The 16,896-nt window shown below is 53.7% G+C and carries 16 protein-coding genes; 3 read left to right on the top strand and 13 right to left on the bottom strand.

The genetic code is table 11. The annotated features are described in order from the left end of the window. Window positions 1-3: 3 nt before the first annotated feature. The 9 genes from FHW17_RS16165 to FHW17_RS16125 all read right to left on the bottom strand — a co-directional run bounded on the left by FHW17_RS16165 (window position 4) and on the right by FHW17_RS16125 (window position 9,240). Window positions 4-1,041 carry a hypothetical protein gene (locus FHW17_RS16165; protein WP_112524842.1) on the bottom strand — a complete coding sequence of 346 codons (1,038 nt, stop codon included), beginning with the start codon at window positions 1,039-1,041 and terminating at the stop codon, window positions 4-6. Continuing rightward, on the bottom strand, window positions 1,038-2,066 hold the full coding sequence (locus FHW17_RS16160; protein WP_112524840.1) for a DUF2169 domain-containing protein: 1,029 nt from the start codon (window positions 2,064-2,066) through the stop codon (window positions 1,038-1,040). Before FHW17_RS16160 ends, FHW17_RS16165 begins: the two co-directional genes overlap by 4 nt. A 5-nt stretch (window positions 2,067-2,071) precedes the next feature. Continuing rightward, complete coding sequence (locus FHW17_RS16155) at window positions 2,072-2,320, bottom strand: hypothetical protein (RefSeq protein WP_162700312.1); 249 nt, start codon at window positions 2,318-2,320, stop codon at window positions 2,072-2,074. Window positions 2,321-2,623: 303 nt separating this feature from the next. Beyond that, a complete protein-coding gene (locus FHW17_RS16150; protein ID WP_112524836.1) occupies window positions 2,624-3,253 on the bottom strand; it encodes a hypothetical protein in 630 nt (209 codons plus the stop codon). A 12-nt stretch (window positions 3,254-3,265) separates the two neighbouring features. Then, on the bottom strand, window positions 3,266-4,765 hold the full coding sequence (locus FHW17_RS16145; protein ID WP_112524834.1) for a hypothetical protein: 1,500 nt from the start codon (window positions 4,763-4,765) through the stop codon (window positions 3,266-3,268). Next, complete coding sequence (locus tag FHW17_RS16140) at window positions 4,765-5,154, bottom strand: hypothetical protein (protein WP_112524832.1); 390 nt, start codon at window positions 5,152-5,154, stop codon at window positions 4,765-4,767. Before FHW17_RS16140 ends, FHW17_RS16145 begins: the two co-directional genes overlap by 1 nt. A gap of 14 nt (window positions 5,155-5,168) precedes the next feature. Continuing rightward, a complete protein-coding gene (gene tssI, locus FHW17_RS16135; protein WP_112524830.1) occupies window positions 5,169-7,298 on the bottom strand; it encodes a type VI secretion system tip protein TssI/VgrG in 2,130 nt (709 codons plus the stop codon). A 263-nt stretch (window positions 7,299-7,561) separates the two neighbouring features. Next, window positions 7,562-8,131, bottom strand: coding sequence for a GDYXXLXY domain-containing protein (locus tag FHW17_RS16130; protein ID WP_182510321.1), 570 nt, complete (start codon window positions 8,129-8,131; stop codon window positions 7,562-7,564). Then, entirely contained in the window at window positions 8,128-9,240 is a 1,113-nt protein-coding gene (locus tag FHW17_RS16125) for a DUF2157 domain-containing protein (RefSeq protein ID WP_182510320.1), read from the bottom strand. The genes FHW17_RS16130 and FHW17_RS16125 overlap by 4 nt, the downstream gene beginning before the upstream one ends. 256 nt (window positions 9,241-9,496) lie before the next feature. Here FHW17_RS16125 and FHW17_RS16120 point away from each other — a divergent pair, with 256 nt between their 5' ends. Continuing rightward, entirely contained in the window at window positions 9,497-9,643 is a 147-nt protein-coding gene (locus FHW17_RS16120; RefSeq protein WP_091878374.1) for a DUF1127 domain-containing protein, read from the top strand. Between the two features lie 139 nt (window positions 9,644-9,782). Here FHW17_RS16120 and FHW17_RS16115 read toward each other — a convergent pair whose 3' ends face one another. Further along, complete coding sequence (locus FHW17_RS16115; protein WP_182510319.1) at window positions 9,783-10,361, bottom strand: hypothetical protein; 579 nt, start codon at window positions 10,359-10,361, stop codon at window positions 9,783-9,785. 140 nt (window positions 10,362-10,501) lie between these two features. Between FHW17_RS16115 and FHW17_RS16110 the strand changes: the two genes are divergently transcribed. Both FHW17_RS16110 and trmFO read left to right on the top strand, forming a co-directional pair. Next, the gene (locus tag FHW17_RS16110) at window positions 10,502-11,449 is read left to right on the top strand and encodes an aldo/keto reductase (protein ID WP_182510318.1); all 948 of its coding nucleotides are present in this window, start codon (window positions 10,502-10,504) and stop codon (window positions 11,447-11,449) included. 80 nt (window positions 11,450-11,529) lie between these two features. Further along, window positions 11,530-12,939, top strand: coding sequence for a methylenetetrahydrofolate--tRNA-(uracil(54)-C(5))-methyltransferase (FADH(2)-oxidizing) TrmFO (trmFO, locus tag FHW17_RS16105; RefSeq protein ID WP_182510317.1), 1,410 nt, complete (start codon window positions 11,530-11,532; stop codon window positions 12,937-12,939). A gap of 404 nt (window positions 12,940-13,343) precedes the next feature. Here trmFO and FHW17_RS16100 read toward each other — a convergent pair whose 3' ends face one another. From FHW17_RS16100 to secD, 3 genes are read right to left on the bottom strand one after another with little or no spacing between them, the layout of a single operon-like run. After that, window positions 13,344-14,186, bottom strand: coding sequence for a phytoene/squalene synthase family protein (locus FHW17_RS16100; RefSeq protein WP_182510316.1), 843 nt, complete (start codon window positions 14,184-14,186; stop codon window positions 13,344-13,346). 27 nt (window positions 14,187-14,213) lie between these two features. Then, window positions 14,214-14,603, bottom strand: a complete 390-nt coding sequence (locus FHW17_RS16095) for an Mth938-like domain-containing protein (RefSeq protein WP_112524818.1) — start codon at window positions 14,601-14,603, stop codon at window positions 14,214-14,216. Between the two features lie 4 nt (window positions 14,604-14,607). Beyond that, entirely contained in the window at window positions 14,608-16,866 is a 2,259-nt protein-coding gene (gene secD / locus FHW17_RS16090; protein WP_113096220.1) for a protein translocase subunit SecD, read from the bottom strand. Window positions 16,867-16,896: the final 30 nt, after the last annotated feature.

Raw genomic sequence — 16,896 nt, 5'->3', positions numbered from 1 at the left:
TCCTTATTCTCCCGCTTCCGGAACATCCCGCCTGATCAAGGCTACTGCCCGCTGCCCGTCATATTGGCTGGTTGAAATAAGAGACCATTCCTCGTCTCCCTCTTGCGAGGACCAGTTGGCTGAGGACTGAGCTAGCGCAAAGGCCGTCAACACGCCGCCCGTCGCACAGCCGCAAAAGCCAGTGGCCATTGCCGGTGTCTCAAAGTCGGCGGCGAGATCGTCCGAGACATTCTGCGCACGCGCTAATACATAGCTGATTTCCTCCGAGCGCCAGCGCTCGCCGTTAAGATCAATGAGCAGCCGGTCCGGGGCGCGTTCCTCACAAGCTGCAACAAAGGGCTGCGCCAGGCCAATCCCAATGAGGCCATCCGGATTTTCGACAGATTTGGTCTCACGGCCACTCCAAACCCCTGCCACCGATCCACTGGGAATGCCGCGCACAGCCGCTTCGGGTGTGCAAATGCGAACGAGGACAGCCGCTTCTGATGGCGTTAATCCATGTGGCTGCTGTTTGTTGGAAAGCTGTTTACGCAGGGCAAGGGCATCAATAAGCGGTGCATACAGAAAGCTATCAACAGCACCGACAATGACGGCCGGTTCCTGACCATGGCTGACCATCTTCACCCCTTTGGCAATATCCTCTAAAAACATCGCGTTGCCACCGCCACCAACGCTGATAGATGAGAATCGTTCAGGAAAGTTGTCAATGATCCAGGTTTTCAGGTCAGCACAGATCGGATTGTCTTCGAGCCAGCCCGGTATCAACAGACGCAAGACCAATGGCTCCGGCCAATGACCGGTTTGCTCGATCAGGTCGTCAAAGGCACACTGAAACAGACGTTGAAAGCGGAGTTCGATGTTATGAATATCGTGGAACGCAAAGACTGACGCCAAACGTAAACCCATCCCGTCCGGCCCAATCACATCGTCGGGCTTTTCGAAATTCATTTCGCCGGCGGCGTAAGCAGCGACCGATTGCGCAAAGGTTTTGCCTAGAGAACAGCACAGACCAACACCATTGATGTTCGCGTTGTCGCTCAACGGGCAACCCCCGCCATCTGACGCAGCCTGACTGTGCTGCCCTCTACATCCGTATCCCGCCCGCTACAGCGGGTATGGGCGTTCCATACCATGTCAAGATGCTTGGTACGTGTGTCAAACCCCACCGAGATCAACCGCATACGGGCCTCATGTCTCTCCGTGCCAATCTGGGTGGCAGTATCAAAGATCAATTGCGGTAGACGGAATGAAAAAGGGCCGTCCGGGTGAAGATTGGTCGCAGTGATTGTCTCACCACCTTTGATATCCAATTGCTGATCAGCCGGGGCCGACTGGTAGAAGCGTTCGTCAAAATCCTCCGGCAAAAGCGGCGCACGCTGTCTATGCCAAGCGTCGTCATAAGTACCGGCGTAATTGCGGCGCGGTGTCCAGTGAGGTTGCACCGGGCCAAAGCCGAATGGCGACGGCAATGCCTTCGTTGGGTTGATACGCTGATCTGCAGCTTCAATCAAAGGCAAGGCAATCTCGGCCCCTTCTGGCAATCTTGACCAATATTCTGTCCAGCCTCTACCAACCGGATTGGCCGAGTTTACCGTGACATCGCCTCCATTTCGGCTAACAACATCTGAACCACCTAGACAATTGCGCCAACTCAAATCCACTTCGCTGGCTGCTTCATCATCGACAATAACAAAACGGCCGTTGTGCCGCTTCAGGCGGCGTTCACCGGAAATTGCCGCTCGCTTATGAAGAGAAGCAATTGATAGCGAGGCTATGATTGTTTTGAAGTTGTGCATGTCAGGCAGGCAGGCGCGACCGCTGACAGTAAAATCAACTTGGGTTTTGAAGGGCACAAAGTCACTTTCGCCCTTTAATTCCAGTGCAGTATCATCGGTATATTCGGGTGCAAGACGCACCGGCTTCTGTTCATCCGTGATGCTCACCAGCCCGTCGGCAGTTGCGGAAAAGCTTGCGCGAACAACCGTAACCCAATGCTCAACGCCGTCCCGGTCCCGAACAAAATAGCCCTTCGTTTCGAAGGGAGTCGTATTCTTGACCTGCCACACGGTGCTTAATTCAGCTCGATATAGGCGGCTTCAAGCGCAATATTCTGCGTTGCCTTTTGCACTACACACGTACCCTCAATGCGTATGGTTCCGTCCTCGCGCAATACAATTCGTGCCTTGCCATTACGAACGACAAGTTCACCACGACCTTCATTGAATTCTATCAACTGGGCAAGCTTTAACAGTTTAGACCAAGCATCTTGTGGTAATTCCAAGCTCTCAGCGAAATTGTCACGTGCAGGAATGTTATTCATGGAGCTGATCCTCATACCGTTCCTGTCGAAATCGACTACATTCTAGCTTTTTCAAATCTTTCCCGGATACTCGGACACGTCAAGCTGCATGTTTGCATTACTCTTTGTGGTACATGCATCACGTCGACGCATCTTTTGGACCGCGAATTTTGAGATATGATATTCGGAATCTTCGCATCTAGAAGTTTCCAAAGAACTATATCTTGATTAAAAGTTCCATCCGTTACATCTGTCTATACGACAAAGGGTTGGCTTCAAATGCCTCAACCTTGCACACCATTCTGTGGTCTGGAGCACCTGTGGTTATTCATGCCTGCAAAGCATTAAAACGTGGTCTTTAAAGAAGAATACATCACCACCACCTTTCCATAACTCATAATATGGCTCGTGCTTTAACGGAAACCCGACCACATCTTCGAGCAAATACCTAGTTACTGCCGAATTTTTCGTAAGAAATATTACGGATTCTTTTAATGGAGACATGTAGTCTCCAACCTCATACATCAAATCGATAAATTCATCACCAATTACTGTTTCTATCTCTGAATTATTTCCTGAAATAATTCTTTCTGAAAATTCATTTTTACTATAAACAACTTCAATATTATTAGGTATTGCCTCCAGAGACAACTCTCTCATTCTTTTAATATTAAAGAAATTATGTACATTATCACAGTAAGAATGCATCATTTCCAGCAGTGCATTCTTAGGCAAAAAATTTTCTTTTTTTGGGGTAACATAAAGACCTGAATTATCATTTTCTTCAAAAAGTTTTTTTATCCGCGAAATAAGCGTATATCCACGTGGAAGATCAATAAACGCTTCTTTCAAGAACGAGTCATTTCCATCACGAGGGATAAAATCCATATATTCAGATTTATCAAGGTCACTACGACCCGCAAGCTCGTTCTTCCAATCTTTCAGTGTTGCCATTTTTTCTAATCTTTATTGAGACGGTACGCGATTTATTGCATCTCTCAAGGAGGGAGGGAAGCCATTAACGCCACCATCGAGCCATGAATTTCCAAATCGTCCAAGACGCTGAAGAAGATCGTTCCGTGATGTGGCGTCCTCTATTTCCTTTCTTAGAGCGCGATGCATCGCTCCAGACCCTTCCCCGGTCTTACCTTCATCCGTGGTATGCCGCCAGCGAAGGTCTGGTTTTGCACCGTGTGGGCCAGTAGCTTCCTTGGTTGGGGTGGTCATGGCCTTGATTTCGTCCATACTGAAACCGAGCCTTTTCAGCTTTGGTCCCATGCCTGTCATAAGCCACTCATGATTGTCGCCAGGGTATCGAACGCGGTCCTCAATTTTGTCACGTAACTTCTTATCGGCCCACAGGTTATCTAGCTCATCTGGAGTAAGGTCGTTCCACCACTTGGTAAATTCACCACCATTACCAGCTGATGGAACGTTCCCCCCATATTTCCGCAACAACTCTTCATTGGATCGTGTAGGGCGTATAGGTATTGCCGATGGTTGTTGTGCCTGTGCCGGAGGAGAGTCGCCACCACTTCCGGAGGGTTTTTCCACCGGCCGCGCCTGTTCCTCCGCACGTCGTGCGACATCTGAGCGCTTCGAGCCAACGCCAAGTTTGTCCTCGTCGAACACCTCCTTGATAATCTTTTTGTCGATCTGGCCGTCCGCGATCTTCTCTGCAAACAGAATTCCAGATTTCATTGCAGTTTTTTCGGCAGCTCGGGCAACGCCCTTCACCACAACTCGGGTTACTGTAGCGCCGATGCGTTCACCGACGATTCTCAGCGCGCCCAATGCCAACGCCGCCGCTCCTTCCGTCACGACAGAAATGGCAATAGTTATTCCAATTTCAGCTGCCAGGAATGTGGCATCGATTTGCAATTTATGGACTGCGAACAACAATCCCTTCTCATCAAGATTCTTCCAGAACTCCTCCCACGTTTTCTTGAAATCATTCCAGAGTGAGGCAATGAAATCAGTCACCATTTGACTCATGGCCTGGTTGACCTGATGGTTCACCCTTCCAGCCCGCTCAATTTGCTTTTGCGTTCCCTCCATACCGAACCACTTGGACAGCAGCCAAGCCAGGGCCATGCCGCCACCGCCGTCCATACCGCCACCCGCTGTTTCGAAATAGACACCCTCGTCGGCCTTATCGACTTTGATCGTCTTCAGGTAGGCGTCGATTGCGGCAGCTAGCTGGTCGCGAACCTTTTTTTGCTCGGCAGGCGTGCCGACAGCCCCCGCAAGCAGACCCAACATATGCACTGTTGCAGCATAACCCATCAGCTTTTGGTAGACGTGATCGCCCAGATCAGTCTGGACGTTGAGGAGAAATTGCTCCACCGGCAGGTCCATGTTTTGCGAGCCACGAATAATGCGGTTGGCACGCTGCGCGAGAGATGCCACGCCACCGCCGCTGTCGGCCTGCTGATAAACAATCTGCGGGAATCCTGGCTGGCGCATCAGTCGAACTTGAACTCGCCGTCTCGCGGCCCTTCGAGCTTATAGGGATGCGTAAAGAAGTGCTCTAGCACCCTAGTGTGGAATTTGGTCATGTCCTCGATATTTTGTGCAACAGGGCCCATCGCGCCGATACCCAGCCCCGTCGACCGGAGGGCGCCAGCTATTACAACCAGAAAAGCCTTATGGTCGCCGTCTTCAAGCCCATCACGCGTCACCTGCAACAGCCTGACGATAGGCACGCGTTGCGACTGCGGGGCGGCTTCCACAGCGTTTTGTTCATAGTGCGGAAGGGAGCCCACCTCAGCCCAGAACGCCTCCCGGACTTCATCACGCACGCTCTTTCTGATTTGTGATTTACCAAACCAGTCGCCTTCAACAAACTGCGTCACCACCCACTCCTGTGTTAGTTCTGTTGAATACGCTTGGCCTTCAAATGAATCTCGTCTTCAGCCTCCAAGGTAATCTTCACGCCCGAGATATGGATGATGCCTTTTTCAGACATGAGAAGCTTCGATTTGCCGACGCGCACTTCGTAAAGCTTACCCACCACGGTAGACTTATTGTGGCCAACCTCTTCAAAGGCCCCGATACCGATGGACTGGTTGTGAACGCCGCCGACGACCAGTTGATAGCCACCGCCCACCGTGGTTGCCTTGCCTGCACCCACGACTTCCGTCGAACTAACCATCACCGTCTCAGCCTTGTTTTTGCCCACCCCGATAACGAGATTCCCCTCGCCCATGGTGGCGTCGGAGAGAAAACCCAGCTTATCAGTGAATGCACCAAGATTGGATGACAGCAGATCGCGGGCCTTGGAGCGCAGAACCTGCATTGCGGCCACTACACCCTTCTGCAGGATATTCGGGCCAACCATCAATGTCATATTGCCGCCGATCACCTCGTGATGGTTGTTGCCAACTTCGATCGTCTTGTTGTGACCAATGCTTTCGGCCTGATTATTGTCAACACGCTTGGAGCGGCTGTTGCCCACGTGAACGCGATTGTCCCGTTGGGCATGCATATAAATTTCTTCCTGACCGTTCTCATCTTCAAAGCTCAGTTCATTGAAGCCATCGCCTTTGTGCGTATTGGTTCTGAACGTGCTTTTTGTCTTGTTAGCTGGCAATGTATACGGCACTTTCGTGCTCGGATTAGGCACGATGCCTGTCACGACGGGTCTATCAGGATCGCCTTCGAGATAGGTAACCATCACTTCCATGCCAATGCGCGGAATGACCTGCGAGCCGAAACCACCGCCCGCCCAGGATTGCATCACGCGGATCCAGCAGGTGTCGAAACCGTCCTTCTTGGCGCGTTTGCGCTGCCACGGGAACCACACCTTGATGCGTCCATATTCATCCGGATGGATTTCTTCACCCGGCGGTCCTGCGACGATGGCAACCTGCGAGCCATCTATACGCGGCTGCGGTGTTGTCCGGTGCGGTGTTACTGGAAGCCTCGAAGGAAGGGCAATGAAACTGTTTGAGTAGTCGAGCGTGCCGTCTTCCACCGTCTCGTAGGAATGATCGACAATATGGTGAACAATAGCCGTGACCACATATTCTTCAAACACGTGGTCGGCATGGGCGACTTCATAGGGTTTGAACTTTCGGCCAGCCGCAAGGGTTCTGACCGTTGAACTGCCCTCGATCTTTTCATGATCCGCTTCGACCGCCTGCATACGCAGTTTTGATGCCTGATCATTTGAAGACTGATCAAGTGCTTTGGCGGGGTAATGAAACAGTTCATATTCTGCATTCTTCGGCAGAGACACGAGCGAGGGTGTCATCGCGCCTTGCGGTCCCTGCGGTTTTTCAAAGTTCCAGTCACCTCCGGCGCGCTTTCCCGGGGTGAACTGGTAATCTCTGGTAAATTCATTGATATGGTTGCGGTCGGTTGAACCAGCGGCAAACCTTACATTGGTTTCCGGGCCTTCCGTGTAGCCAAAGGGATGGCTCGCGACATGGAGCGTATGCTGACCGTCTTCATGTTCGAACCAGTAGAACAGCCCGTCATATTCCAAACGCCTTGTGAGATAGGCAAGGTCCGTCTCATTCCATTGAACTGAATAATGGATTGGTTCCGGTGGCTTGATCACACCACCCGTCACAGCTGCTTTGATGCCATGCTCGGACAAAAGGGTTTCGACAATCTGCAGCGTAGTCATATCCATCCAGATACGGCAATCCGAGCGCTGCGACAGCAGCCACAATTGCGGGCGGATAACGAGACGATAGGATCGCAAACCACGCGAGACGGGCGGGCCTTCCCGAAACCCCGATATTAGCCCGTTCCACGGGCGGCGCTGTCCATAAGCAATCTCAAGGGAAACATCGGCCATCGTGCCGACAAGCTCTTCCGGCTTGATATCTACACGCTTGGATTTAACATCGACATGGATTTCGAAAAGGCCGTTGACCTCTTCCCTGATATCAACCTTCTCGGCAAGAAGAACGTCCACCCCGAGCGATGTCGAGATGCGAAGAATACGGTCCGCCTGGATCAGGCCTGCATCGGTGAAGTCAAATTCCATGCGCCACCCCATTCTTTGATGGTATGAACGTTAAACGCATGCGCAGTTTTTGCCAAGAACTATACTGTCAAAAAGCAAATCTGTCGGGCAAGGACATAGATTTTTATACACAGCATTGGTCTATTGTCATCAGAAAGTCATTAAACGTGATTTTATAGATAGTACAACAGCTCACGATACATTTAGATACCGTATATCCGCACCACAGTTTCAAGAAATTTCCAATATTTTGGCCGGTTATCAGCCGTTAGAGCGCTGGTTTTTCAATATGCGGGCTCCCGATAGAGCAGACGCCCATTATATTTGAGCGCACTGATCTGGGCGTCGCCTGCCTTCGACACCGCGATCACAGCATCAAGAGCGTGTTCGCCTTGCATCTTCTCAACAGTTTGCCCCCAACCTTCAGGAAGGTAATAGCGCTCAACGCCGTACTGGACCGCATACACGTCGTTTGTGACCGCGTAGGAATGATTGAGCGTCCGTCCGTGCAATTGAACGTCACCGGCAGCAATGTCCGTACGCTTCTGCCAGGAAGCGCTGGCGAAATTCCACCGCCCGTCCGCACCTTCCTTGACCGTGACATAGATATCGATGAGCCCTGTTGTCTCGGGCTTGTTGCCGGTCACTTTGTCTGTTCCAACGGATGAAATGCCATAGCCGAGCCGCACATATTCGCCCCGCAAAAGGTCGCGTGGATCAACCGGTTCCGTTGCCAAGGTGATCATTGTGCCATGGCGAAGAACCATCGCATGTTTTTCCACCATGGCGTAAAGTACACCCGACTGCAGCAGTGCGACGACAATCCCTGCAATCAAAAAGCGATTTATTTTCATGGCGCTACACTCTTCAGCAGACTCTTTTTCTGAAGGCGGCGCTCCATGCGGATAACAAAGACCGCAAGCAGCAGGACCAGCACACCGACGGTGAGGAAAAAGCCGGCTGTTCCAATCATCGTGCCGATTGTTTCGAAGGCAAGATAAAGAACCTCAACACAGAAAATCGCATAGGCGCTCCACCTGATGGCAAGATTGCGGTGCCCCGACAGGGCCAAACCGGCAATCGCGAGCGCCAGAATGGCAAAACCTATTGTCACCTCACGCGTCCGGCCAAACCCATGATCATCAAACTGGAAAATCATCAGCACCATATGGGCAGCCAGAAAGCCATAGGCACCAAGACCTATACTCCATCCAGTCAGATCATCCAGAACCGGCGAGCGCAATGCATCAGCCAGAAACAAGCCAAGTCCTGTAGCAAGTGCCAGCCACAGGATGGTGCTGGCATCCAGATCGAAATGAACCACACAGACAAAGACAAGCAGCAAAACCGCCAGAAAATGCCGCGCCACGTCAGCTTTCACGTACCAGATCAGGCCTGCCGCCATGACAGAAAAGACTGGTACGAGCCAGACATAGGTCAAACGTGATGTATTATCCGGCTCTACGCTTGCTGCAAGATAGATACCGGCAATGACAATGCTGGTTGAGACAAGTGTCGGTGATCGCAACAACAGGCCAGCAATAACCGTTCCGCCAGTCCACCACAGGGCAGCAGAGGCCATATCACCCGATAGATGATACATTTGACCGACAAACGCGATACCGGCGCCGAAACCTATCGCGGCGATCAGATAGAGCGCTTCGCTGAAAACCTTGTCACCCCTGCTCGCCCGCCATGCGCCGCCAAGATAACCGCACCAGAGAACAGCGAAGATCAACCCAACGCGAACAAGCCTTGGCATGGCCTCCCAATTGGCAGCAATCAGGGACAGAAGCGCAGCGCCAAGCAGAATAGCACCGAGAATGGCCAGAACATTGCCAAGGCCAAAGCTGACACCATGCCCGGCAATATCCTTGCGCAAGCGTTCTGCCGTGGCTTCATCAATCAGCCCGTCCCGCTGCCACCGCGCAATGTGTTTGCACAGGGTGAAGCCGATTATCATGCTTTCTGCTCCCGATTCGAGATGTGTCACTAATAACGACAGCCTCATTGAAAACGCAATTGCAGCCGGATTCGGGCAAAAAGCCATGAAGATGACAATTGTGCGGCGCAGCAATTAAAATCGATTAATGATGCAATGCAACATACGCATAGCTGGCGTGCAAACTTGGCTCTGCACATTCGGCAAGGCATCCACTATCTTCAGTTCAACGATCAAGACTGATCAACGAAACAATTTGAACCGAATGGTGAATGAAATGAACCTTATCCGCTCTTACAGCAACTGGCGCCGTTATCGTGACACGGTTTCCGAGCTGAACCGTCTGTCGACCCGCGAACTGAACGATCTGGGCATCTCCCGCTCGGACATCCCGTTCGTAGCCAAGAAGTCTGCAGTACGCTAATCGCATAACAGAATATCGCCGAGGCTCATCCTCCTCCCAGAGCCTCCGCGATCAAAGGCCGGCACTCCTCCTCCCAGTCGGCCTTTACCAAACGGCACCCACCGCACCTCCTCCCGCGGTGGGTGTTGTTGTTTCAGGCCTACCTCTGGCTATTGAAACCCCGCTCCTCCCACTCAGCCAAACGCATAACGTCAGGTTTTCCGCCCGCTGGCTCATACCAGGAGTCAACGGCCCAGAGCGTTCCTGACTTGTCGCGCAGCACCGCTGCAAAATGCGGATAGCGGCCATCGATGAAGCTTCCGCGCGATTCACGACTGCTGACACTGTGGTGCCGGAGCAGGTCGGCGCTTTGCAGATAGCGCAGGAAATGATCCGTATTGGTGGATTCATCCACGCAATCCATCTGACCTTTCTGCCGTGCTTCGCCAAATTCCATCTTTGGTCGGTCCGCCACGCCAATCACCTGTGTCGAGCGAAGCTCAAACACCTGCACGGCGCGCCGTATGGCAGCGCGCTCCGCTTCGGCTGATTTGCGTCCACTTGCCATAATGGCGGCAATCCGGCTGCGATCGCCTGATGTCAACGTCACCGGCGTTTGGAAGTAACAACCATAGCCATGGCAGACACGGAAGCTTTGCGCAGCGGCAGAACCTGTCCAAACCGACAGCGCCGTAAACAGAACCAGCGAAAGATAAAACCCTAAGCCTGATGTTTTCATGTGCCCATTGTATCAACGGCCATAGTCAAAACCTATCACAACCGCTTGATTTGGTTACCGTCATCGTGGTTGCGGGTGGAAACGCACGGTGAACCTGCCTACACTCGCAATCCTCAACCATCCTCCCCCGGAGATCAATCATGCAAAAACGCCCCCTTGGCCGCACCGGCCTTTCCATTGCTCCATTGGTATTTGGCGGCAATGTTTTCGGCTGGACCGCCGACAAGAAGACCTCCTTCGATCTGCTCGACCGCTTCGTGGATGCGGGCCTTAATGCAATCGATACGGCTGATGTTTACTCACGCTGGGTTCCGGGAAACACCGGCGGTGAATCAGAAACGATCATTGGTGAGTGGATCAAGTCCCGCAACGCACGCGATAAGGTGGTTGTCATCACCAAGGTCGGCGGTGACATGGGTCAGGGCAAGAAGGATCTTTCCCCTGCCTATATCGCCAAGGCAGTTGAAGCATCATTGAAACGGCTGCAAGTGGACAGCATCGATGTATATCTCTCCCATTGGCCCGATCCGGAAACGCCCTATGAGGAAACACTGTCTGCCTATGACACGCTCTTGAAAGCAGGCAAGATCAAATCCATCGGCGGCTCGAATCTCGATGCGAACCAGCTGCGTGCGGCGCTTGATGTGGCCAAGACGAATGGCCTCCCCCGTTATGACGTTCTGCAACCGGAATATAATCTCTATGGTCGGGCCAGCTTTGATGGCAAGCTGCGGGATCTGTGCATTGCCGAAGAGATCGGCGTCATCAGCTATTTCGCGCTCGCGCGCGGCTTTCTCTCGGGCAAATACCGCAGCGAAGCTGATCTGGCACAGAGTCAACGCGGTAGCGGCGTCAAGGATTATCTCAATCCGCGCGGGTATCGCATTCTTGATGCGCTGGATGCGGTTGCCGCCAGGCATGGTGCCAAGCAGGCCGAGGTGGCCATCGCGTGGATCATAGCCCGCGATGGCGTAACAGCCCCTATTTCCAGTGCCACATCGCTGCAGCAGCTGGAAAGCTTGATCAAGGCCGCGGCGCTGAAACTTGACGCAAGCGATATTGCCGAACTTGATAAGGCGAGCGCCTGACCCTTTAAAAGCCGCCACGGACAAGCTGTGGCGGCTTTTGCACCATTGAAGCATGACGCCAAACGGTTTATTGGGGTGCTATGTCAAACACACCCGTACATATTATTGGCGGCGGTCTCGCCGGTTCCGAAGCTGCATGGCAACTGGCCGAAGCAGGCATTCCCGTCGTCATCCACGAAATGCGCCCCGTTCGCGGCACAGATGCGCACAAGACGCAGGATCTGGCTGAACTTGTCTGTTCCAACTCTTTCCGCTCCGATGATGCCGAAACCAACGCCGTCGGCGTCCTGCACGCGGAAATGCGCCTCGCCAATTCGCTGATCATGGCATCGGCGGATTCCCATCAGGTTCCGGCTGGCGGCGCGCTCGCTGTCGACCGTGATGGCTTCGCTCAAGCCGTCACGGCCAAGCTTGAAGCCCACCCGCTCATCACCATCGAGCGTGAAGAGATCACCGGCCTCCCGCCCGCAGAATGGGATAAGGTCATCATCGCGACCGGCCCGCTGACTGCCCCTTCGCTTGCGGAAGCCATCGGCAAGCAGACAGGTGCGGATGCCCTCGCCTTTTTCGATGCCATTGCGCCGATCGTCCATTTTGACAGCATTGACATGAACACCTGCTGGTTCCAGTCACGCTACGACAAGGTTGGCCCCGGCGGCACCGGCAAGGATTATATCAACTGCCCCATGACCAAGGAGCAGTATGAAGCCTTCGTGCAGGCGCTGATCGGCGGCGACAAGACTGAGTTCAAGCAATGGGAAGGCACACCCTATTTCGATGGCTGCCTGCCAATCGAGGTCATGGCGGAACGCGGCGTTGAAACCCTGCGTCACGGTCCCATGAAGCCGATGGGCCTGACCAATGAGCATAACCCAACCGTCAAGGCCTATGCCGTCGTACAGCTCCGGCAGGACAATGCGCTTGGTACGCTCTACAATATGGTCGGCTTCCAGACGAAGCTGAAATATGGCGCACAGACCGAGATTTTCCGGATGATCCCCGGCCTTGAGAACGCAGAGTTTGCGCGTTTGGGTGGTCTGCATCGCAATACCTATCTGAATTCGCCGATCCTGCTTGACCCGACGCTGCAGCTGAAATCACGTCCCGGCCTGCGCTTTGCCGGTCAGATTACGGGTTGTGAAGGCTATGTGGAATCCGCAGCCATCGGCCTGCTTGCCGGGCGTTTTGCTGCCGCCGAGTGGCTGGGACAGAGTTTGACGCCGCCGCCTGTCACCACAGCTTTTGGTGCGCTGCTCAGTCACATTACCGGTGGCCACATTGTCAGCGATGAGGAACCGGGCAAGCGCTCGTTCCAGCCGATGAATGTCAATTTCGGTCTGTTCCCACCGATTGAAGCGCCAAAATCTGAGGGCAAGCGCCTGCGTGGCAAGGAAAAAACCAATGCCAAGAAACGCGCCATGAGCGCGCGTGCGCTAGCGGATTGCCGGACTTGGCTGGGTTTACCTGCGATAGCTGAGGCTGCCGAGTAAGCTTTCAGCAATGGTGTTGTAGAGCCTGTGGTTCATGGTTCGTGGTTCGACATAACAACCATGAGGGAGACTGTGGATGAAAGGGAGTCAAGTTCTGCAACCTTTGCGCTGCAATCCTTTTGATCTGCAATCTCTGCGATTAGCGTTGCATCCTCACTCTCCCTCATGGTTGTTATGTCGAACCACGAACCACGCGCGATATTTCGCCCAGCATTCACCCCCCTCTGTCCTGTCGGACATCTCCCCCACAAGGGGGGAGATCACATTGACAGTAACGCTTTCCCATAAATAACCGGAAGAGTTGCAAATTGTGCGAAGGCGGCATTGAAGGCTGATCTCCCCCCTTGTGGGGGAGATGCCCGACAGGGCAGAGGGGGGTAAAAACTGGCAGAACAGTACACCGCTCAAGCAGAGCGCATCGATGCCCGGAGCATAGTCCACTGGCGGCGCAGCGGCGAAACAACCGGCGTCTCATTCGCCACATCAAACCCGCTCGCCTTGAGTTTTTTCAGGTACATTCTGGTGAGACCAACGGGCAGATAGGCAGCGCGCAATGTTGCTGGCAGTGATTTTGCCGCGGCTTCATACTTGCCAAGGTGATCCTCAGCCAGTGCAATCATTGCATCGATAGCGCGTTTGATTGCGGCCTTATCCGTACCTTCGAGCAACATCTCTGCGCTGCAACCGACGGCTGCCAATATATCTGCCGGAATGTAAGTCTGGCCGCGTCGCCGGTGCAGCGGCAATAGCCGCAACAGTCCGGTTACGGCCTGCGCAACGCCTGCATGTCCTGCAATATCTGCCTGGGCTGGTGCCTTTTCCGCATCCAGTACCAGAGACGCCAGTTGGATCAGTGCCGAGGCCGTCTCACCGCAATAACCCTCAAGATCATTGCGGCTGGGCATGGGATCGTCATAGAGGTCGAAAATACGCGCTTCGCAATAATTATCGAAGGCGGCGCGTGGCAGATTATACGTCTTGATTGCTTCCAGCAAAGCCGCTGCAACAGGATTGCCGACCACTTCGCCATGCTCGGTGCCGTTGATCAGATCGCGCCACCACTGCAATCGCACTTCACCGGGCAGTGGATCGTGGATCAGATCACGGATACGCGCGATCTCCACATTGAATCCATAGAGCGCAGCCAAGGCACCCCGTTTCTCTTCCGGCGCATAAAGCACGGAAAGATAGCGGTCCGGATCGGCATCCCGCAGCAATTGCAGACAATGGGATTCATTTGCGTTCATCGGGCTGAGATACAGACAAGTGCTAAATTAATCTACGGCAATCAATGCCGCAGCAACGGCGCGGTCTTCCGCCAGCAGAACATTATAGGTGCGTACAGCTGCACCGGTGCTCATCGGATCAGAGGAAATGCGATGTTCGCGCAGAACGTCCCGCAGCGCCTGTGGCAAGCGGCGCAATTCAGTACCCATACCCACCAGCAAAATCTCGATATCGGCGGACTGTTCCAGTACAAGCGCCAAATCGTCGGCCGTAAGAGCAGTCTCAATCTTCGGCGTCCAGCCGTGAATGCCGGATGGTAGACATAGGATTGATCCGCGATGCGACATATCGGCGAACCGGAACCCGCCATTGCCATAGGCATCTATCGGCGCGCGGCCCGGAAAATGCGCATCCCGGATTTCAATGCCTTTGACCACAGTCCTATTCTCCGACATCGGCCCGGCGGCCATCCTCGACAACATCCCGCCCCTTGAGGCCAAACAGCATCAGCAACGGGCCTGCGACGAAGATCGACGAATAGGTCGCAACCACGATACCAACAGCAATGGTAAGTGCAAAGGCGCGTACATCATCGCCGCCATAAGCATAAAGTACGATCAGTGCCAGGAAGGTAGCCAGCGATGTCAGGATGGTACGTGACAAGGTCTGATTGATCGAGGCATCAAGCACCGCAGACAGGGAAACACCATTGCCATGCCGCCGCAGATTTTCCCGGACGCGGTCGTAAATGACAACCGTATCATTGAGCGAATAGCCAACAATGGCCAGCAGGGCCGCAATACTCCAGAGATTGAACTCCATCTGGAAGATGATGAACATGCCGAGCAGCAGCACGACATCGTGGATCGTCGCAATGATCGCGCCAAGCGCAAAATGCCATTCGAAACGGAACCAGACATAGGCAAGGATTGCAGCAAGCGAAAGCGCAACGGCCAGCCCACCGGCTTTGGCCAGTTCGCTTGATACAGTCGGCCCTATCACATCGACGCGGCGGAATTCATAATCCTGATCAAGTTCACCGCGGATTTTAACGCCGACGGTCTGTTCGGCATTCTCGCCCTCGCCCTGACTGCCAACAGTAATCAGCGCGCGGTCATCCGATTTGAACGGTTCGATCTTCACATCGCCAATATTGAGGTCATCAAGCCGGCTGTACACATCATCCAGATCGATCGGGCCCTCACTGGAGGCGATCTCAACCATCGTTCCGCCCTTGAAATCGATGCCGAAATTCATGCCGATAACAAAGAACAGGACGATGACCGCCACTGTTGATAATGCCGAGAAACCAAGCGTCAGGCCGCGCAGGCGCATGAACGGGATTTTCGTGTTGTAAGGAACGAGCTTCAACGCTGCGCGGGGCACTTCCTTCGGCTTTGACCACTGCACCCATGCCGAAACCATCCAGCGTGTGAGGGTAAAGGTAGTGAACAGCGTGGTAATGATGCCGACAGTGACTGTCACGGCAAAGCCATGCACGGGCCCGGTACCCAGAATGAAAAGCACCAGAGCCGCGATCAAGGTGGTGACGTTGGCATCGACAATCGTCGCCTGCGCCCGGGCAAACCCGGAATCAATCGCCTGAATGACCGAAAAGCCTGCGCGCCGATCCTCGCGGATACGCTCATAGATGAGGACGTTTGAGTCAACCGCCATGCCGATGGTCAGAACAATACCAGCCACGCCCGCGAGACTGAGGGGGACGCCAACAATGGTCAAAAACGCCAGAATCAGAATGATGTTCACGATCAACGCTATGCTGGCAATCACGCCAAGCAGGCCATAGGTCAACAGCATGAAGAGGATAACAAGGCCAGCACCGATAAGCGCCGCAATCTTGCCAGCCGAAACGGCTGCCGCACCAAGATCGGTGCCAACAGACCGCTCTTCAATAACAGTAACAGGCGCAGGCAATGCTCCGGCGCGCATCACGATAGCAAGGTTGCTGGCACCGGACAGATCGAAATTACCGGCAATTTGGCCGGTATTACCCGGAATGGCCTCGCTGATAACCGGTGCCGACAACACCTGATCATCGAGAACAATGGCGAATGAGTTTCCGATATTTTCCTTCGTTGCCTTGGAGAAGCGCTCCGCACCGGCACTATCAAGCTGGAACGTGATAACCGGTTGCTGGGTCGCCGTATCGACACCCGCCTGTGCGCCAACGAAATTCGCATTGGTGACGATAGGCTCTTTCTTGACGAGATAGGCGACGGGCGGATCATCAAAGGAATAGACAACATCCGAGCCTGCGGGCGGCGTGCCGTCAATGGCCTGCTGCACCGGCACCGATGTATCGATCATCCGGAAGCTCAATTGCCCTGTGAGGCTTAGAATGTCCTTGAGCAATTGCGAGTCATAAAGACCCGATACTTCAACAAGAACACGGCCATTTCTCTGGCTTTCCACATTGGGATTGGTATAGCCAAGTTCGCCGAGGCGGCGGTTCATCACCTCGATTGTCGCGTCAGTCTGCGCCAGCTTGTCCTTATCGACCTGCAGCCGGATGCGCGAGCCGCCCTCAAGATCAAGCCCCAGTGCGAGCTGTTTTTTCGGAAGCCAATTTGGCAGGTTCGCCAGTTGGATGGGGGTAAACAGATTTGGCAGAGCCAGGATCACGCCTACAAGAACAACGGCCCAGATGAGAAGTGTCTTCCAGCGGCTAAAATAGAGCATGCAGTCGCGACCTCAAGAATCAACAGGGCG

Origin of the sequence: Phyllobacterium sp. P30BS-XVII, assembly GCF_014138335.1 — a bacterium.
Lineage (GTDB): Bacteria > Pseudomonadota > Alphaproteobacteria > Rhizobiales > Rhizobiaceae > Phyllobacterium > Phyllobacterium meliloti.
The sequence above is the reverse complement of the archived record's forward strand: the minus strand, read 5'-3'. Positions and strand labels throughout refer to the sequence as shown.

What these genes read in the sequence shown, in the direction of transcription:
- FHW17_RS16155 (WP_162700312.1), bottom strand. Translation starts at nt 2,320, where the DNA reads ATGAATAACATTCCTGCACGTGACAATTTCGCTGAGAGCTTGGAATTA.
- FHW17_RS16150 (WP_112524836.1), bottom strand. Translation starts at nt 3,253, where the DNA reads ATGGCAACACTGAAAGATTGGAAGAACGAGCTTGCGGGTCGTAGTGAC.
- FHW17_RS16145 (WP_112524834.1), bottom strand. Translation starts at nt 4,765, where the DNA reads ATGCGCCAGCCAGGATTCCCGCAGATTGTTTATCAGCAGGCCGACAGC.
- tssI (WP_112524830.1), bottom strand. Translation starts at nt 7,298, where the DNA reads ATGGAATTTGACTTCACCGATGCAGGCCTGATCCAGGCGGACCGTATT.
- FHW17_RS16130 (WP_182510321.1), bottom strand. Translation starts at nt 8,131, where the DNA reads ATGAAAATAAATCGCTTTTTGATTGCAGGGATTGTCGTCGCACTGCTG.
- FHW17_RS16125 (WP_182510320.1), bottom strand. Translation starts at nt 9,240, where the DNA reads ATGATAATCGGCTTCACCCTGTGCAAACACATTGCGCGGTGGCAGCGG.
- FHW17_RS16120 (WP_091878374.1), top strand. Translation starts at nt 9,497, where the DNA reads ATGAACCTTATCCGCTCTTACAGCAACTGGCGCCGTTATCGTGACACG.
- FHW17_RS16115 (WP_182510319.1), bottom strand. Translation starts at nt 10,361, where the DNA reads ATGAAAACATCAGGCTTAGGGTTTTATCTTTCGCTGGTTCTGTTTACG.
- FHW17_RS16110 (WP_182510318.1), top strand. Translation starts at nt 10,502, where the DNA reads ATGCAAAAACGCCCCCTTGGCCGCACCGGCCTTTCCATTGCTCCATTG.
- trmFO (WP_182510317.1), top strand. Translation starts at nt 11,530, where the DNA reads ATGTCAAACACACCCGTACATATTATTGGCGGCGGTCTCGCCGGTTCC.
- FHW17_RS16100 (WP_182510316.1), bottom strand. Translation starts at nt 14,186, where the DNA reads ATGAACGCAAATGAATCCCATTGTCTGCAATTGCTGCGGGATGCCGAT.
- secD (WP_113096220.1), bottom strand. Translation starts at nt 16,866, where the DNA reads ATGCTCTATTTTAGCCGCTGGAAGACACTTCTCATCTGGGCCGTTGTT.